Here is an 18,112-nt window from a genome sequence, read left to right as displayed (position 1 = left end):
AATATCAAAAAAATAATAAATGCAAAATAAACATGCAGTGGGCATCTGCAATTATCACGGCATCATCATTTTAAGCTATAGTCAGCAGCGCATTGCGTAGTTGGACACGAGACATATGGCTATACCAATAAAAAAAATAGCGAAAATTAAATCCGTACAACGATTAAATCTAGGGTCAGCCTGGAGGCATTTACTCCTCTCTACAGGCTTGCTGTTTGTCGTCTCATCGTTTACGCATAGTCATGCAGCACCTTTTGTGCAGCCGGTTCCTCCTACTTCATTGCATGTACTGCATTGGTGGACCTCTGCCAGCGAACGTCAGGCAGCGGACGTCATCGTCAACAAATTAGCCCAGGAAAATGTAATCTGGCAGGATGTCGCCATTCCGGGCGGTGCCGGGCTTGGTGCCAGCAAAGTATTGAAAAGCATGGTGTTAGCTGGCAAGGCACCGGAAGTCACGCAGCTGAATGGTGTCGTATTTGGCGAGTGGGCCGATCTTGGTTTGTTACTGGAACTGGATAATGTCGCGACGCAAGGAAACTGGCAAAAAACTTTGTTTCCTACAGTATGGTCGCTGATTGAAATTCGCAATCACGTTGTCGCGGCACCACTAGGCATACATCGCATCAACGTGCTGTTTTATAACCAGAAAATTTTTGCGCGTTTAGGTTTAACGCCGCCGAAAACCTGGGCCGATTTTGATCAGGTTGCCAGGCAGCTTAAACAAGCTGGCATCACGCCATTAGCGCAAAGCAGCGAAGCATGGCAAGTGGCGACTTTGTTTGAAAATCTGGTGCTGGCTGAAAGTGGTCCAGCATATTATCGTCAGTTGTTTGTTGAGCTGGATCCGCGTGCCTACGGCGATGCGCGATTGCAGCATGCACTGAAACGCCTGCGGGCATTGAAGCAGTGGATGCCGACACCGATTAAAGAAGGCTCATGGCCGGAAATGACGCGCCAATTTGCTGATGGCAAGGCCGGCATGTTCGTGATGGGGGATTGGGCTAAAGGCGAATTAATGGCATGGAATCAAGTGCCGGATGTCGATTTCGGTTGCAGTACCGTGCCCGGCACTGCGGCATATCATTTATATAGTGTTGATACACTGGCGATGTTTGCCGGTGATTATACGCATCAGCCAGCGCAAGAAAAACTGGCACAATTGCTGATGTCGCCAACAGTGCAAGCCGACTACAATCGCTACAAAGGCGCGATTCCAGTAGTTCGCATGCCAAATTTAGCGAAAATGGATAGCTGCGCAATTGCTTCATGGCGTAGTTTCAGTCAGGGGGCTGCATTTCAGGCACCGAGTCTGGTACATAGGATGGCTGCCAACGAAACTGCAAAAGACGCCATTATTGGGGAAGTCAGGCGCTATTTTATGGACGATACCATTAGCGAAGCCGACACGCAGCGACGATTGAGCGCGATTGCACGGACTATGTCGAGCACTTCAAAATTTGAATAACTGATATGACGCAGAGCCAGAACGGGGATGACATTTTTTGCCAACGGTCTCCCAACGTGAACATAGTCTACTGCGCTATATCAGTGAATGAATAGGGTGAGAACGCATGCGTAAAATTTTAATTGTCGATGATGACCAAAAGACCCGAGCGCTATTAAAAGCCTATCTGGAAAAGAATCAATATGAAGTGAATCTGGCGCATGACGGCGCTTCTTTTATGGCTGAATTTCAGCGCTATTCCGATGAGTTGTCGTTGGTGATTCTGGATGTGATGTTGCCCGATACAGATGGTTTTGCTTTATGCAAAATTGTCCGAGGCCGTTCCAATGTTCCCATCATTATGTTGACTGCCAGTTCCGATGAAACTGATAGGGTGGTGGGGTTGGAACTGGGTGCGGATGATTACATAGCCAAACCGTACAGCCCACGCGAATTGCTTGCGCGGATAAAAGCTATTCATAGACGTATGGGCATCGACAATGCAGCGGCGCCACGTCACTATCATTTTCTTGGCTTCACTCTCGATACGGTGGAACGCACGGTAGTCGATGCGCAGCAACAACTGGTTGTATTGTCCGGATTAGACTATCAATTATTAAAATATTTCGTGGAGCATCCGGGAGATATTCTCGATCGCAGCGTGCTGTGTGAACAAACGCGGGGGCGCGATGCCGGGCCTTTGGACCGTTCGTTAGATGTGCAAATCAGCAAGCTGCGTTTGCGCCTGGGTGACGACGGTAAACAGCCGCACATTATCAAAACGGTGCGTGGCGCAGGCTACGTATTTTCTGCTGACGTAACTACAGCTCTGCCTAATTGACATGGTCAGCAATGATGGAAAATCGTCGCGATTTTTAGCGCGCTTTTTGGCGTGGGCGTTACCTCATTCTCTGCTGGGACAATTATCGGTCGTGATGGTGCTGGGTGTGTTGGTGACCCAATTGGTCGGCGGGTTGATCTGGTCCGCGCAATTGCGTTCAAAAGCAGTAACTGAAACGACCATCGAAGCGCAACATTTGGGGCATAGCGCCGCCAGCGCGATTCGTTATTTCAAAAGCTTGCCGGCGAATTATCGGCCCATTATGATTTCACAATTGCGCGAAATGGGCGGTACGCGCTTTTTCGTGAATACGAATAACGGGCCAGTGAAGATGCAAGTGATTGCAGACAATTCGCTGGCCAACATTGCCGCCGCCAGTGCATTGAAGGCATTGAAAGAAGACTTGCCATTCTTGTCCGATTTTCGCTTGGCCTTTGTGCAACCTGAAGATTTACTGGTGTCCGATGACGGCTTGAAAGTGTCTGATTTGCCGGATAGTTGGGTGCAACATATTTTGTTGATACAACCTAATCCTGCCCCAGTGTTAGTGATACAAACGCAGCTCGAACCCGGTAAATGGTTGTATCTGGCAACGCTGATGCCGAATCCCTATTTCTTGGAAAGCGACAGTCCTTTAGCGCCGCATCGTTTGATATTGCAAGGTATGTCGCTGGCCGCTATTTTGTTGTTGTCTATTTTAGTGGTCCGCTGGACCACACGGCCTCTGGCAGCTTTATCGGATGCGGCAGAAGCGTTTGGTAAAGGCGAAACAGTGCCGGAATTGCCTGCAACCGGTAGTCGTGAATTTATCAAAACGGCGCGCGCATTTAGCGCCATGCGCGAACGGATCAAACGTTATCTGGAAGATAGAGAGCGACTCTTCGTTTCGATTTCACATGATTTACGCACACCGATTACACGTTTGAAATTACGCACTGAATTGTTGGATGACGATGCGTTGCGTGCCGAATTTCACGAAGATCTGGATGAGCTGGACATGATGGTCAAAGGCGCATTGCAATCGGTGAAAGACAGTGACATTCATGAAAATCGCACCGAAGTGCGTTTGGATGCGCTGATTGAACGCATGATCCGTGACGCTCGTATGGCCGGACATGACGTTGCTTTTGTCGAATCAGGATTAACGGTGATGGCGAAGCCGTTGGCGCTCAAACGTGCGATTGGCAATTTGTTTGATAACGCGATTTTCTACGGCAAGAAAGTAGAGATAGCGGTCAGTCGATCAAACAACGATGCTCAAGGTACGGATAATATAGAAATACAAATCCGCGATCATGGTCCCGGTGTGCCGGAAGAAGCATTCGACACATTATTCCAACCTTATCTGCGACTGGAACATGGGCGTGATCAAAATGCCGGCGGCATGGGATTGGGATTGGGCATCGCTCGCAATATCGTGCAGGCGCATGGCGGGGAATTGCTGCTGGCGAATCATCCTGAAGGCGGCTTGTTGGCGACGATCGTGTTACCAAGGACTTGATTTACTGAGGACTTACGTAAAACAGCGCTGGGTATCGCATTTTTGCTTAAAAAAGACGACACGCAAAAAGAAAGTGGTCTGGTTCAGAGTTGGTGTAGCCCACTTTACCGTTGATAGTCACGTTACGAGATCGTGAATAAAATGCGATACCCGGCGCTATTTTACGTCCGCTCTAAGTACTATCGACAACATCCTTGATCCCGTTGGACCGGCGGACACTTTACCGATCCGAACGAACAGAATACACAGCAGTCCCCTGATTTTGGACGCAACAGAGTCTTGCAGTTGTTGCATTCGTAAAAAAACTGGCAAGCGTCTGTAGGCATGGTTTCTTGCTTGGCAAAGCCGCAGTGAGGGCAGGTCACTACAGATTCGAGAGTAACGGAATTCATCGCTATCTCACTTTTCCGCTACTTTATACAAATCCACCTGCTGCGCAGCCACAGAATACCCGGCATCTCCCATTTGTGTCGACGACGGTTTGACCGTGATCACGCCGCTAATCCACACCGCATCCATCGTCCGTATGCCTTTTATCGCTTTGTCGCTATGCACATGAATGATTTGATTCGCCGGTGGCGGTGGCACGTGGATGCAGCCGCCGAAATAGGGGACTAACAAGAATTCTTTCAGCGCATCGCCTTCCCGCTCTAACGACACGACAAAACCGGCAATCTTGACAGCTTTACCGTTCATGGCTGGATTGACCGGCGCATTTTTCCACCACTCTTTCGCTTTTTGTAATGCTGCATCTGCGCGTGGATCAGCATCATCCATTTTGCTTAGGTCGATGCCTTTAAACGGTTGCATCGGGTCCCAATCGGCAGGGGCCAATTGCTCCCATTTGATTTCCGTAAATGGCGAAGTTGAGGTCGCTGGCGTCGTTGTTGTGGTGGTGGGTTCTGACGCGACTAAAGGGGTTTGTTGCAAGCGATCGCCGATTTTATAGCCGCTATCGCTACTGTCTTGCGTGACGGCAGGCTTGTTATGTTGTTGAAAAAAATAGCGTCCAATTGATCCCGTTGCCAGACCTGCGATGACAATTAAGGCTATCCATAAAAATGTTTTCATAAGTAAGTAAATATCATCTGTGTAGCGTCTGTTGATTGCATTTCCGGCAATTTATGCCAAGTATAAAACAAGCATGAATTTGTATTTCGAAGAAAAAACGAATGTTGCCTTGCAATATGAATTTTGTGAACTAAGCTGAATAAATGTTGCTTTGCAATATAAATTCCGTGACCTGTTCATATGAGTTCATGTTGCTCTTTTTTGGTGATTTTTGTTAACTTCATTAAGGAAAATTTTATGCAATCATTAGATCTCTCGACCATCCATCGACGTATCGCCGTGGACCCTCCCTATTTTGCATTTAAACAGTTAACAAAAGACGATGATGGTACGGTATATGGTGATTTTGTTCCAGAGCAGGCAATGGGCTATGAATGTGGATTGGTGAGTGCCGCAGAATTGGGGCGACATTTAGCCATTTTAGGTTCATGTGCAGCGGCAGCTGCCTTGCCACATGACGAGCGTGTTTATTATCTGGCGATGAAAGCGCACTACATAGCCTTACGCCAGGAAAAGCAGAATGCTCAGCCCGAGCAAGTGCTACATGCATTGGCAAAAATTATTCCCGATGAAAATGGAAACGCACGCACGTTGAAGTCTTTTACATCCGCATCTGATAATGAAACTTTTGCTACGTTGCTGGTTGAGTATTCAGTCTTGCCCGAAAAATTATTTAAACGCATGTTTTCCAATTTCAGTAACAATCAAGTCATCGCGTTATCTGACTCGCCATACAAACAATCAATACCACTACGCTTTGACAAAGCAAGTAACACTGGCTTGATTGCGCACAGCAGTGCTCTTGAGCCGGATCAATGCGCGGGCCATTTTTCTGGCTACCCAGCCTGGCCTGTCGCGATCATTGCCTATAGTTTGCTGCAAGTTGCCGGAAAATTATTCCATCATGTGATTGGTGCGGAAGAAAAATATGCGATTCATCAGGTGAAGCTTGATGTAAAGCAGTTGATTTCATCGAGCGATCCATTGTCATTTCAGGCGGAATTCATCCCGACGGCATCCATATCGCCGCGATATACTTTTCAGTGCAAAGTGATTCATCAGCAAAAAACGATAGTCGAACTAGAAGTGGAAATTGATAGGCTTTCATAAAAAATGCAATTCCTGCGCGTCTTTATGCTCGCGGTGTCAATCCATCCGACAAACTCAAGCGATAGGCGCGCAGGCCCGGTAACAAGCTCGCCACCAAACCGGCGATCACCATCCACAACAGTAGCCACCATTCTCCTGTAGTCGGTAAATTGGGATGCAAGCTGATACCAAATTGGGTGGCAAGCACTGGACCCAATGTCCAAATGGCGAGGTTTAAGATGACGATGCCGAGCAAAACGCCGATTAACATCACGCCCAAACCTTCTAGCGCCAGCAGGAAAAAGATATCGCGTGGATGGGCGCCAACCGAACGCAAGATCGCCAATTCGCGCCGACGCTCACCTAAGCTGGCCAGTATTGAAGAAATCAAACCGGCCAAACCTACCACGACGACCATTGCTGAGACTGCCAGCAGCGCTTGTTCGCCAATACCAACCACTTGCCATAATTCGTCTAGCGCTACGCCGGGCAACACTGCCATTTGTGGATCATCCTTATCGGCGGCAATCTCACGTTGTAATGCAAATACGCTGGCGCGATTTTTCAAACCGACGAGAACAGCTGTTACGGTCTTTGGTGTTAAATCAAATTTTTTCACCATTTCTTCAGGAATGACTAAGCCTTTGATCGGTGCGCCTGCTTCCCAATCTAAATGGATAGCTTCCATCGCATCCAAGCCGATATGGACGGTGCGATCAACCGGCGTGCCGGTTTTGGCCAGAATGCCGACGACAGTAAAGGGCTTGTCGGCGTGCTCGGTCAAATGGGCGCCGCCGCTGCCATGACTGAGAATGATTTTGTCACCGATTTTGTAATGCAACTGTTGGGCGACGTCAGCACCCAATACAGTTTGAAACACGCTATGAAACGGTGCGCCCTCTGCAAAATGCAGCGCTTGCTGATCGCCGTAATGAAAATGATCGAAATAATTCTGATTGGTTGCCAGCACCGGAAAACCGCGATGCGAATCCCCCAGTGAGAGTGGAATGGTCCAGGCGACTGCGGGATTGTTTGCCAATTTTTGAGCGCTATCCCAGCCAATATTATTGGTCGCGCCGCCGATATGAAAAATCGCATACAGCATTAATTGTACTGAACTGGTACGTGCGCCGACGACTAAATCGGTACCGGAAACAGATTGCGAAAAGCTCTCGCGTACATCATGTCGAATGCGCTCTATACCTAATAATAAGGTGGCCGATAAAGCGATCGATAACAGTATCAAGCCTAATGTAAAACGGCGATTCCAGGCGCTGCTGGCAGCTAAACGGATTAGCGTAATTACTTGCATTTACGCCTCCGCATGTGCTGCATGATTGAGTTCATTCAACGCGAGTTGATGACTGAAGTGCGTAGACAGACGTTGATCATGACTGACAAATAACAAGGTAGAGCGGGCTTGTGCACATTCGCGTTGTACCAGATCGAGAAAACCTTGCTGACGGTCTGCATCTAAGGCTGAAGTCGGCTCATCGGCGACTATGATTTCGGGTTGCCCAATCAAGGCACGCGCTGCGGCGACGCGCTGTTGCTGGCCTATCGATAATTGGGTAACTGGCTTATTCCAAAGCGCTGGTGCCAGATCGAGATGCTGCAACAGTGATTCCGCCGCTGCGCGCAAAGTCGCTCCTTGTGCAAGCGCCCGTTGCCGCCGATATTTTGAAAACTGACACGGCAGCAACACGTTATCGAGTATTGATAAATAGGGAATCAGATTGAATTGTTGAAACACAAAACCGATGTGATCGACGCGAAACTGGTCGCGTGCCGAAGCCGAAATGCTATGCAGTTCAGTACCGAGCAAGGTGATGGTGCCTAGCTGTGGCACGACGATACCGCCAATCAGCGCCAGTAAGGTGCTTTTCCCGCTGCCGCTAGGGCCGGAAATGAACACTTGATCTTGCCGTTGTACCGTGAACGCATCCATCTGCAAAGTCGGGACGGTCTGCTTTGGCCAACTGAAGGAGACGTTTTGCAGATCGATGACGGTGTCGTTTGTTGTGTTCATCTATTCAGGTTATCAATAACTGATCAGGAAAATTACCAGGAAATTCGAAATGCCGATGGCGTTAACGTTGCCGCTAATTGTTTCTTAGGCGTCACCATTTGTACGTTGATTTTTTGGAAGCCTTGAAACGCGCTGAACAGTTTGACGTCGATGGTTTTTAAACGTTCAGGATGCGCACATTGAAAAACGAAATCGGCATTCAGGTCGGCATGTTCTGATGGTGCTGTAATTGATTTTTTTGCGGAGACCGGTTCACCCAATAGAGCGGGAGTTAATGCGGCTGATTCCAATTTGACTGAGGTTAGCTTACATTCGGCATCTGTGGTGGTGATAAATATGTTGCCTGCAGCGCGTAACTGTTGCGCCATTTTTTTTGCGGCTAGCTGATCTTTTTCACTGTTGGCCGGATGTTCAAATCCTAATAAATTCATCAACGGTGTATCCAGATGCAGATTCAATTGCGCGCCGTCTGTGGCAACGTCTAGCGTACCTACTCCATGCACATGCGCCTCGTGGGCGTTAGCAGGTAAGGTCGTGATCGTGCATACGATCATAGCGAGCAGGGCGACGATGGATGATTTGGCGTAAGTGTGTTTCATATTTGGCAAATGGCTGACGGTTTGAAAAAACATTCTACATGTGATGCCGAAAAGCCAAATGAGTTCATGGCATCAGCAAAGTATCTAGCAACCATCCTCCCGCTTCTCCAAGTCCATGTCGCCTGGACCAGACCGCATCAACTTGCAAACTTTTTGGCCAGCCACGTACCTGCAGCTCCAGCAAACCTTCGGCAGCAAAGCGTTTGACCAGCCAGCGCGGCAGTTCCGCCCAGCCAAATCCTAGTTCGGTCATTTCCAGTAATAACAAATAACTGGAAGATGACCAACAGATACCGCGCCGGCGCTCGATGGTGTCATTGCGATAAGTATTAATTCGTAATTCGCGCGCCTGATGCAGCATCGCAGTGGTAACTTGATCTGCGGTGGCAAGCGGGTGCCTTTTGCCGACATACAAGCCAATCTCGGAGCGCTCAGCCACTGATTCAAATCCGACATCGGGCGGGTAATCGGGCTGCGAACCGACCAGTCCCAATTGCGCCCGACCTTCTTGCACTAACGCCACCACATCGCCATGCTCCGCTATCATGCATTCCAGCTCCAGTTCGGGATAACGCTGCTCGAATTCAGTGAAAATCGCTTCGAAACGGACAGATTGGTAAGTGTCTGACAGTACCAGCGTCAAGGCAGATTCCAGGCCACCGGCCAGTTTGTGCGCCGAACGTGATAAGCGGTCGCTGGCATCCAATACCTGTTGCGCATGCACCAACATTGCTTTGCCGTGTACAGTCAAGGTTGGACGCCGGGTGCTACGGTCGAACAAACTTAATCCCAAATCAATTTCCAGATTGGCAATGGCTTCGCTAACGGTCGATTGTTGCTTGTTGAGTTTGCGCGCCGCGGCCGAAAACGAGCCCAGGCTTGCTGTTTCAACAAACATGAATAAGGATTCTAACGAGTGGGACATGCTTATTCCAATGTATCGATATTTCCGATGATAACTAGCTTTATAGTATCAGTAATACTGAGGATAATAACTGCATTCATTTTAAGAAATGCACCTACAGTATCCTTTTATCGGAGCAGTGATGAGCAAAAGCACTTCAAAAAGTATGACCCCGCCCAAAACCTTTCCTGAGCGTTGCTTGCACATGGTGATGTTTGAGTCATTGGCCGTGCTTACCAGTGCGCCCATTGTGGCATGGGCGATGGGAGTGCCGATGGCGCATGCCGGCGCATTGGCATTGATGTTCTCGTCGGTGGCGATGGCTTGGAATATGGTGTTTAACATGCTGTTTGAAAAAATCGAACAGCGTTATCAGTTAATACGTACCGTTGTCGTGCGGATTGCGCATGCTACTGCGTTTGAGTTTGGTTTGGTGGTGATGCTGGTACCGTTGGCTGCCTGGTGGCTGGGTGTGAGTATGTTAGATGCTTTTATTCTTGATGTTGGTTTGATTTTGTATTTCTTGCCTTATACGTTTTTGTTTAATCTGATCTATGACAAAGTCCGAGCAAGATTGATGGCGCGACGCGTGAGAGCAGTGTAAGCGCAGTGTAAATTTGCGCTGTGCCCGCCTGCGCAATTCAGTAATTGGACTTACTTAAGTACCTGTGCAGTTGCCAACTGCGCAGGTAATACCCAACAATTACAGCAGAGATGAGATTACTTTTTTTGCGTAATCTCACTTTTCAACTGGCTCAATATTTGATAGGCCGCCGTCACTCTCGCATCAACCGGATAGTTTTTATTTGCCAGTATGACGATACCTATTTTACTTGCTGGAATAAAGGCAACGTAACCGCCAAAACCGTTGGTCGACCCGGTTTTATTGATATACACATCTTTTTGCGGCGCTAGCGGTGGCGTGATCTCAGTGACTTTCGTCGGGTTGTAAACCATGGCATCGGAATTGCCTTCCAGCACCTGATTCAGGTCAGCCGATTGGGGATACTGTTCCCATATCAAATCTTGTGTCATGCCACCCGCTTTGAAATATCCGGTGTGCGTGTCATTGATCGCACGCTGCAACTTTTGATCCAGTTTGATGACTTGCATGTTGGCTTCCACAAAACGAATCATGTCCACCGTATTGGACTTTACTCCGTAGGCTTCGGATGACAGTATTCCTGGATTCAGTCTGACAGGCGCATCCGTTTTGGTATAGCCCTGTGCGTAATATTTCATCTGGTTTGCTGGCACATTGATGTAACTATGTTTTATGCCAAGCGCAGGGAATAATTTCTTTTCAATCGCATCGTCATAAGAGATATTCATGCTTTTCGCTGTAATCATCCCGAGCATGCCGATGCTGGGATTGGAATAAGTCCGATAGGTACCAGCAGGATGATCCGGTTTCCAGTTCTTGTAATACGCGAATAATTGATCGTTAGTCTGAACGTCGTCTGGAAATTGCAGCGGCAGGCCGCCGGACGTGTGCGTTCCAAGGTTAAGCAGGCTGATATTGTCGAAGCTGCTGCCGCGCAAGGCAGGTAAATATTTGCTGGCATTATCCGAAAAAGAAAGTTTGCCATCGACTTGAGCAGAAGAGGCCAGAGTAGCCGTAAATGTTTTGCTCATTGATCCAATTTCAAAAAGCGTGGCATTGGTGATCGCTTGTTTGGTTTCCTTGGATGCCACACCATAGTTATAAAAATAATTCTTGCCATCGACGGTAATGGCGATGGCCATTCCCGGGATATTATATTTTTGTACCAACGGTTTGATTGTCGCGTCTACGGTTTCCGCGATTGTGGGTTGACCGAGGTTGCCGGCTGCATAGCTGCTGCCAGAGATAAAACAGACTAACATTGGCAGAAATTTTAATGTGCTTAGCGCTTTGTGATGCATTTTTGGATAATCCTTGGGATGATGAAAATAAGAAATACGTAAAACAGAGGGAAAAATGACGAAGGTGCAGCAATTATAGTATTGCAGCCTTCAAGGCGATACCAAATGCACGCGGATCACATTGACTGATCTTCACTTTTTCTGTTCCATGCCAGGTCGCACAACGTTGTAGTGCAGCAGCTAAATCGCTTGTCAGCCTTTGCGTAATACGGACACCAGATTCGAGATATAGCGCCTTTACTTCAAACACGCCGTCGCTGCGATGTGCTTTGGCGTCTAGTCGTCCGACCAATGCACCGCGATGCAGGATAGGCAAGGTGAAATAGCCATAAGTCCGTTTCGCTTCGGGCGTATAGCATTCCAGTCGATACTCAAAATCAAACAGTTCTTGCGCACGTTGTCTATCCCAGACGATAGGGTCAAACGGCGACAGCAATGTTGTCACGGTCGGTTTTAATGTGCCGTTGACTGCTGCCTGTGCCAGTTCACGATGCGCGGGATGGATATACGCTGGTGCATCCCAGCCCTCGACCGTGGCTTTGAGCAAAGCGCCTTCTTCAACCAGGGATTCTGGATGTGGTGTCGGGCGGCTTTTGGCGGTTCTGAAATAATCACCGATCCAGGTCGATTTGGCGACGCCGAGCGCTTGTACTGCTTTTAGCAATAGCGTGCGATGCGTATCGGCCATGGACGGCATGTCTGCATCGTTCCAGTCCGGCAGAATTCGTTCGCTCAGATCATAGACGCGATGAAAATTTTGCCGTCGTGCGATCATTAAACGACCGGCGGTGAATAAGACTTCCAGCGAGCGCTTTTCTGGTTTCCATTCCCACCAACCGCCACTTTTGCCATCGGTGCGTTTGAAATCAGCGGAACGCACCGGACCATTTTCGCGAATATGTTCGACCAACTGATTGATGGTTGTACGGTGCTCCTGCATCCATTTGGCCGAATATTTCCAGCCCATAGAGCCCGGATCTATCATGCGATGCCGATATAGACCGTAATCTTCTATCGGCAAAAAACTCGCCTCATGCGCCCAATACTCAAACAGTTTTTTCTCTTCTAACAGCGCCTCTAGCCACTTCGGCTCGTAATCTCCGAGCCGACTCCACAACACCAGATAAGGACTGCGCGCGACCACATGAATTGTATCAATTTGCAATACATGCATTTGGCGTATGGTGCTTAAGACATCTTCTTTGGTTGCCTTTTTACGTGGTGCTTGCAATAGGTTTTGCGCCGCAAGTTGCAATGCACGTGCAGCAGGCAGAGATAAGTGCAGGGTAGTCATCGCTGATGCAAACCGATCGCTTTAAATGCTGATCGCGTTTAAATTGAGTTTGCTGTCTTTGATCGGTGGACACCAAAAATAGCCGCCAGTGATCGGCTGCGTAAAAGTGAATAGTGCATCGACGATACCGTCATCCAAGCCCACCATGCGGCGCAGCGATCGTTCAAAACTATCATTCGTATTACCGAAGGCGATGAACTCAAAACCGCGCGTAATTCCCTTATCCCACGGCATGGAACGGCGCAGCATGAAGGCTTCAGGCGTAAAACTTTCTTGCGCAGTACGTTTGACATGGGCAGATTCGGGCGCGTCTTCTATCTCTTCGTTGCCATGACGGCGGCGACCTATCGTTGCATCTTGCTGTTCAGCAGGAAAAGTATGAAAGCGTTGTAAATCATGTACCCAGCGTTGTACAGCGACAAAGCTGGAGCCGCGTAAATTTTCACCATCGGCAACCAGCGCGGTGTTGATGGCGGCATCGTCGGTTGGGTTTTCTGTGCCGTCTATGTAGCCACTCAAATCGCGGCTATCGCGATAACGGAAAGTGTCGAGTGCATCATCCAGAATGAACGAACCATCCAATATATTTTTTAGTTTTTCGGTACGTTCAAACAAGGTGCTGTGATCGTCGGCACGCAATAACACCCATAATGCTTGCTGCGTCGACGGGACTTTGCAGCCGACACCCTCTAACGATGGAAATGGCCGCAAACCAGCAATGTTTTGTTTTAGAGCTTGTAGCAACGGCAAGCCCAGGCCAACAATACCCCAGTCGGGTTTGAATGTCTCTTGTAGTTTTGCCAATGCCGCGCGCGGGTTTTCCTGGGTGGTCAGGTCAAATGTCAGCGAACGACCCAGCACAGATAGTGGCTGCAATATTCCCGGTTGTGCTGCGGCGGCGATGTTGCTCATGTTGATCCCTTTCGATAGCAAATTCTGTAACAAAAAATGGTGGGTCGATCTTACCGGATTTTTAGCACTACTCTTATGGCTTTTATTTGCGATAATTGTGCTTTGCTATTTTTCTAATTAATTTTACTAGAGACAAATTTATGCAAACCATGATTGATGTGCGCAGCGATACTGTTACTCAACCTACTAAAGCCATGCGCGAAGCAATGTTTTCAGCGGTGGTGGGGGATGATGTGTATGGCGATGATCCTACCGTCAGGGACCTGGAAACCTTAGGTGCAGCACTATTAGGAAAAGAAGCGGCATTATTTGTTCCTACTGGTCATTTTGGTAATCAGTTAGCGTTATTCACGCATTGCAAGCACGGCGACGAAGTGATTGTCGGTGATGATTCGCATATCGTCTGGCACGAAGTCGGCGCTGCTGCAGTGATTGCTGGGGTGCAACTGCGCACCGTTGAAAGTGACAAAGGTGTACTTGATGCTGCTGCGGTGGAAAAGAGGATTCGCGTTGGCGACGATATTCATTATCCGAACACGGGTTTAATCTGCCTCGAAAATGCTCTCTCCAATGGCCGAGTCGTGCCGTTGGCAGCGATGCAGGCGGTGTGGAAAGTGGCGCAACGCCATCAGGTGCCAGTACATCTGGATGGTGCCAGGGTATTTAATGCTGCGGCACATCTGGGATGTAACGTAAAAGAAATCACACAATATGCCGACAGCGTCATGTGCTGCTTGAGCAAAGGTTTGGCGGCACCGGTGGGATCGTTGTTGGCAGGCTCAGCTGCATTCATTGCGCAAGCGCGTAAAAAGCGCAAATTGTTAGGCGGCGGCATGCGTCAGGTCGGTGTCTTGGCTGCGCCCGGAATATTGGCATTGAACGAAATGGTAAAACGCTTGCCAGAAGATCACGCCAATGCGCACTATTTAGCAGAGCAATTGTCCAGGCTTCCCGGCATTGCAGTGGAGATGGACGACGTGCAGATTAATATGGTGTGGTTTAATTTGCCGCCATTTCTGTATGGCGACGTATTGATGGATGCCCTGAGTGAGGCAAATATCAAAGCCAATCCGCCTGAAGCTGGGCGCATGCGGTTGGTCACGCACTGGCAAATTGATCGTGCTGCGATAGATAGAATAGTCGCAGTGTTTGCCGGATTGTTGAAATAAATGCGCGTTTGTGAAAATACAATTTATTTAGAAGTTAGATGTATATCAAATTAAATCAAGAATGAAAATAATCCGTTTTGCAGTTGTATCCCTCATAGTCAGTGTGCTGGCCGCTTGCGGCACACCTAAAAATGCACCGATTAGCAGCGCTGGTACGAGTACTGGAACAAGCAGCGGCGCCGGTACCGGTGCCAGCACTCCTGCTACGCCAGTCGTTCCCAGTGGCCCTGGTTATTACACGGTACAAAAGGGCGATACCTTATACAGTATTGGACGCACCTATCGCCAAAATCCACGCGATATTGCCAGCTGGAGCAATTTGAGCAATATGAATGGCATTGAGGTAGGCCAGGTGTTACGCGTTTTGCCGCCTGGCGGCAACACTGGCAGCGGCAGCAGTGCAAGAGCTGCAAACGCCGCAAGCAGCAAGCAAACACCTGCAAAAAGCAAAACGCCAGCAACGACGGCAACACCTGACGCACCGTTCGTTGCTGGTGAAGAGAAGTCCATAGACTGGATGTGGCCGACTGATGGTAAGAGGGTCAGCGAATCTGGACAAAGCAAAAAAGGGGTCGATATTCTCGGCACAGCCGGTCAGACTATTGTCGCAGCAGCGGCCGGTAAGGTGATGTACGCGGGGAGTGGTATTCGTGGTTACGGCAATCTGGTGATCATTAAACACACGACCAATTTACTTTCCGTTTATGCCCACAATAAATCCATCGTCGTCAAAGAAGGACAGATGGTAACTAAAGGTCAGAAGATTGCAGAAATGGGGCAGACCGACAGTAATACCGTTAAGCTTTACTTTGAAATTCGCCGTCAAGGCAAGCCAATTAACCCGGCTTTGGTTTTGTCTGGTCGTTAAAAGTAGTCAACAACATCGCCATGTTTAGTAAAAACATGGCGATTGTTTAGTGCAACGATTCAATGATTCAATGATTACTCATCATCATCTTCGTCATCGTTGATGGTTCCACCAAAGATAGTGTTATATCCATTGGCTTCTCGATCACTCTCATCGCCATCCAAACCATAATCGTCTAATTCTTCACAGGCATTGTCATATTGTTTTTTTGTGTAAGCGCCGATCACGCGATAGACTTCTTGTTTGTCGTTGACTAGACCGATTAAAAAATCAGCATTCTTGACAGTATTGACCTCCGTTGTTTTAAGCAGAAGGCGTTCCATGATTATTTCATCGAATGCCGCAGTGGCGACTTTCGAGATTAATGCAGTCGTCATTATTTGTTCTGGTTTTTTGGGGAAGTTCAAACTTTACCTCTGGTTCTGGTGATGAATTAATAAAAAGCTAAAAAATAGGCTACGCATGAGCGCTATTTTAACTGGATAACTGCTTATGAGAGCAAGTGACGGCTATCTATCCTTTTGAAAATACTACCGCCATCCCACGTTCACGAGAATGACGGCGGTATTTTTCAAATCGATTATTTGGCATGACTGAAGCTTGATTTTGTGATCTAGGTTAACGCCGATGTGACTTTCAACACTTCTTCAATAGTGGTCACACCTTCAACAATTTTCAGCGCGCCGGCAATACGTAATGGCTTCATGCCATCTTCGTTGCTTTGTTGGCGGATGGCGTGAATATCGGTTTCAGCTTGTATCTTCTTGGAGAATTCCTGGGTTACCGTTAACAGCTCATATAGGCCAGTGCGACCACGGTAACCGGTCTGGCGACATTCGGGGCAGCCGACCGGCTGATAAATATGCGCAGGCTTTGGAATGTTCCAGTTTTCAACCAGATTTTGCCAACTCTCATCGCTGATTTTTGTCGCGGTGTCACCATCAGTGGTTTTGCAATGCTCACACAATGTACGTACTAAACGTTGCGCCATGACGCCGATCATGGTGGTTTCTAATAAGTAGTGTGGCACACCCAGTTCCAATAAGCGCATCACCGCGGATGGCGCATCGTTGGTGTGTAACGTCGAGAGCACAAGATGGCCGGTGAGAGCAGCCTGGATCGCCATTTCGGCGGTTTCCAGATCCCGGATCTCACCAATCATGATGATGTCCGGATCTTGTCGCATCAGTGCGCGCACACCATCGGAAAAGGTCAGATCTATACCCAGGCTGACCTGCATCTGATTAAATGCCGGCTCTACCATTTCTATAGGATCTTCTACGGTACAGACATTGACCTCGGGGGTAGCCAGCGCTTTTAAGGTGGTGTAAAGCGTGGTGGTCTTACCTGAGCCTGTTGGTCCGGTGACCAGGATAATGCCGTGCGCGCGTTTGGTCAGTGCATCCCAACGAATCGCATCATCTGGCGGAAAGCCAAGCTCTGGCAATGTTTTGACAATCACCTCAGGATCAAAAATACGCATCACCAGTTTTTCACCAAAGGCGGTAGGCAAGGTCGATAAACGCAGTTCAATTTCCTGGCCGTCAGCGGTACGGGTTTTGATGCGACCATCCTGCGGACGACGTTTTTCGATCACATCCATCCGTCCCAGCAATTTGATCCGTGCTGTCATGGCAATCATGACTACTGCTGGTACTTGATAGACCTGATGCAGTACGCCGTCAATGCGGAAGCGCATGACGCCGACATCGCGTTTAGGCTCCATGTGGATATCAGAAGCCCGTTGCTCAAACGCATACTGCCATAACCAATCAACAATGTTGATGATGTGCTGGTCATTGGCATCAACTTGCTTATTGGTTTTTCCCAGTTCGACTAACTGTTCGAAATTGTTACGCAAAGCTAAGTCTTGTCCGCCTAACTTGTGAGCGTTCTTGATCGATTTTGCTAACGCAAAAAATTGCGTAATGTATTGCGCAATATCGAGCGGATTGGCGATCACTAATTTGATATTGCGCCGCGTGATCTTGGCGATTTCCGCTACCCATTCAGTGCGGAAGGGCTCTGTCGTGGCGATTACCAAATCGGTTGTGGTCAGTTCAACCGGCAAAATATTAAAGCGTGTGGCATAAGTTGCCGACATCACATCGGCAACTTTGGCAAAGTCGATTTTGAGTGGGTCAATCCGGAAAAAAGGCAATTCGACTTTCCGTGCAAGCCATTCAGTCAAATGATCCAGCGTGATGGTACGGGCAGGAAGGTGCGCCGTTGCTAGCGTAGGGCGCTTGCATTGCACCACCGCGACTAAAGGATGAATCGCAATTGGCGCATTACGTAATATGCCCATTGCTTGCGTGTAAAAAGTTTTTACGCTTTCTTTATCAACCATGCCGTCTGCCAGCATCCAGGTGAAGATTTGCTGCAGATCGAGTATTTTAGGTGGCGCTTTATTCATCTGGTAGGCAAGCTTAGTAGTGATAATCAAAGTTACTGTTCATAGGGATAAACGGCTCAAACCCGGC

General features: G+C 48.4%; 18 protein-coding genes. 7 read left to right on the top strand and 11 right to left on the bottom strand.

Annotated features, from left to right (window positions below; all coding sequences use genetic code 11):
* Positions 1-115: 115 nt before the first annotated feature.
* From GEV47_RS03500 to GEV47_RS03490, 3 genes are all read left to right on the top strand, one after another.
* Entirely contained in the window at positions 116-1,468 is a 1,353-nt protein-coding gene (locus GEV47_RS03500; RefSeq protein WP_153233293.1) for an ABC transporter substrate-binding protein, read from the top strand.
* 106 nt (positions 1,469-1,574) lie between these two features.
* Positions 1,575-2,288: a response regulator gene (locus GEV47_RS03495; RefSeq protein WP_153233292.1), complete on the top strand. Its 714-nt coding sequence runs from the start codon at positions 1,575-1,577 to the stop codon at positions 2,286-2,288.
* A gap of 1 nt (position 2,289) precedes the next feature.
* Entirely contained in the window at positions 2,290-3,789 is a 1,500-nt protein-coding gene (locus tag GEV47_RS03490) for an ATP-binding protein (protein ID WP_153233291.1), read from the top strand.
* Between the two features lie 179 nt (positions 3,790-3,968).
* Here GEV47_RS03490 and GEV47_RS19455 read toward each other — a convergent pair whose 3' ends face one another.
* Entirely contained in the window at positions 3,969-4,181 is a 213-nt protein-coding gene (locus GEV47_RS19455; RefSeq protein WP_153233290.1) for a GDCCVxC domain-containing (seleno)protein, read from the bottom strand.
* A 7-nt stretch (positions 4,182-4,188) separates the two neighbouring features.
* Positions 4,189-4,860: a DUF3299 domain-containing protein gene (locus tag GEV47_RS03480; protein WP_153233289.1), complete on the bottom strand. Its 672-nt coding sequence runs from the start codon at positions 4,858-4,860 to the stop codon at positions 4,189-4,191.
* A 237-nt stretch (positions 4,861-5,097) separates the two neighbouring features.
* Here GEV47_RS03480 and GEV47_RS03475 point away from each other — a divergent pair, with 237 nt between their 5' ends.
* Positions 5,098-5,970 (top strand): hypothetical protein, encoded by an 873-nt coding sequence (locus GEV47_RS03475; RefSeq protein ID WP_153233288.1) that lies wholly within the window; start codon positions 5,098-5,100, stop codon positions 5,968-5,970.
* Between the two features lie 22 nt (positions 5,971-5,992).
* Here the strand turns inward: GEV47_RS03475 and GEV47_RS03470 are convergent, their stop codons facing one another.
* The 4 genes from GEV47_RS03470 to GEV47_RS03455 form a co-directional block, all read right to left on the bottom strand.
* Entirely contained in the window at positions 5,993-7,261 is a 1,269-nt protein-coding gene (locus GEV47_RS03470; protein WP_153233287.1) for an ABC transporter permease, read from the bottom strand.
* Positions 7,262-7,978, bottom strand: a complete 717-nt coding sequence (locus GEV47_RS03465; RefSeq protein ID WP_153233286.1) for an ABC transporter ATP-binding protein — start codon at positions 7,976-7,978, stop codon at positions 7,262-7,264.
* Between the two features lie 32 nt (positions 7,979-8,010).
* Positions 8,011-8,577 carry a DUF2796 domain-containing protein gene (locus GEV47_RS03460; protein WP_153233285.1) on the bottom strand — a complete coding sequence of 189 codons (567 nt, stop codon included), beginning with the start codon at positions 8,575-8,577 and terminating at the stop codon, positions 8,011-8,013.
* Positions 8,578-8,641: 64 nt separating this feature from the next.
* Entirely contained in the window at positions 8,642-9,502 is an 861-nt protein-coding gene (locus tag GEV47_RS03455; protein ID WP_153233284.1) for a LysR family transcriptional regulator, read from the bottom strand.
* 121 nt (positions 9,503-9,623) lie between these two features.
* Between GEV47_RS03455 and GEV47_RS03450 the strand changes: the two genes are divergently transcribed.
* Positions 9,624-10,085 carry a multidrug/biocide efflux PACE transporter gene (locus GEV47_RS03450; RefSeq protein WP_228124540.1) on the top strand — a complete coding sequence of 154 codons (462 nt, stop codon included), beginning with the start codon at positions 9,624-9,626 and terminating at the stop codon, positions 10,083-10,085.
* 116 nt (positions 10,086-10,201) lie between these two features.
* Here GEV47_RS03450 and ampC read toward each other — a convergent pair whose 3' ends face one another.
* The 3 genes from ampC to GEV47_RS03435 all read right to left on the bottom strand — a co-directional run bounded on the left by ampC (position 10,202) and on the right by GEV47_RS03435 (position 13,592).
* Entirely contained in the window at positions 10,202-11,386 is a 1,185-nt protein-coding gene (ampC, locus tag GEV47_RS03445) for a class C beta-lactamase (protein WP_153233283.1), read from the bottom strand.
* A gap of 73 nt (positions 11,387-11,459) precedes the next feature.
* Positions 11,460-12,680, bottom strand: coding sequence for a winged helix-turn-helix domain-containing protein (locus tag GEV47_RS03440; RefSeq protein ID WP_153233282.1), 1,221 nt, complete (start codon positions 12,678-12,680; stop codon positions 11,460-11,462).
* A 21-nt stretch (positions 12,681-12,701) separates the two neighbouring features.
* Positions 12,702-13,592: a Dyp-type peroxidase gene (locus GEV47_RS03435; protein WP_153233281.1), complete on the bottom strand. Its 891-nt coding sequence runs from the start codon at positions 13,590-13,592 to the stop codon at positions 12,702-12,704.
* Between the two features lie 140 nt (positions 13,593-13,732).
* Between GEV47_RS03435 and ltaE the strand changes: the two genes are divergently transcribed.
* Both ltaE and GEV47_RS03425 read left to right on the top strand, forming a co-directional pair.
* Positions 13,733-14,761, top strand: a complete 1,029-nt coding sequence (gene ltaE / locus GEV47_RS03430) for a low-specificity L-threonine aldolase (RefSeq protein ID WP_153233280.1) — start codon at positions 13,733-13,735, stop codon at positions 14,759-14,761.
* Positions 14,762-14,822: 61 nt separating this feature from the next.
* Positions 14,823-15,629 carry a peptidoglycan DD-metalloendopeptidase family protein gene (locus GEV47_RS03425; RefSeq protein WP_153233279.1) on the top strand — a complete coding sequence of 269 codons (807 nt, stop codon included), beginning with the start codon at positions 14,823-14,825 and terminating at the stop codon, positions 15,627-15,629.
* A gap of 74 nt (positions 15,630-15,703) precedes the next feature.
* Here the strand turns inward: GEV47_RS03425 and GEV47_RS03420 are convergent, their stop codons facing one another.
* Both GEV47_RS03420 and GEV47_RS03415 read right to left on the bottom strand, forming a co-directional pair.
* Positions 15,704-16,006, bottom strand: a complete 303-nt coding sequence (locus GEV47_RS03420; RefSeq protein WP_153233278.1) for a hypothetical protein — start codon at positions 16,004-16,006, stop codon at positions 15,704-15,706.
* Positions 16,007-16,242: 236 nt separating this feature from the next.
* Positions 16,243-18,045 carry a GspE/PulE family protein gene (locus GEV47_RS03415; protein WP_153233775.1) on the bottom strand — a complete coding sequence of 601 codons (1,803 nt, stop codon included), beginning with the start codon at positions 18,043-18,045 and terminating at the stop codon, positions 16,243-16,245.
* Positions 18,046-18,112 lie beyond the last annotated feature (67 nt).

This window comes from Glaciimonas soli, from assembly GCF_009497155.1.
Classification (GTDB): domain Bacteria; phylum Pseudomonadota; class Gammaproteobacteria; order Burkholderiales; family Burkholderiaceae_D; genus Glaciimonas; species Glaciimonas soli.
Note: the sequence above shows the minus strand (reverse complement) of the source record. Positions and strands in the feature narration are given on the sequence as shown.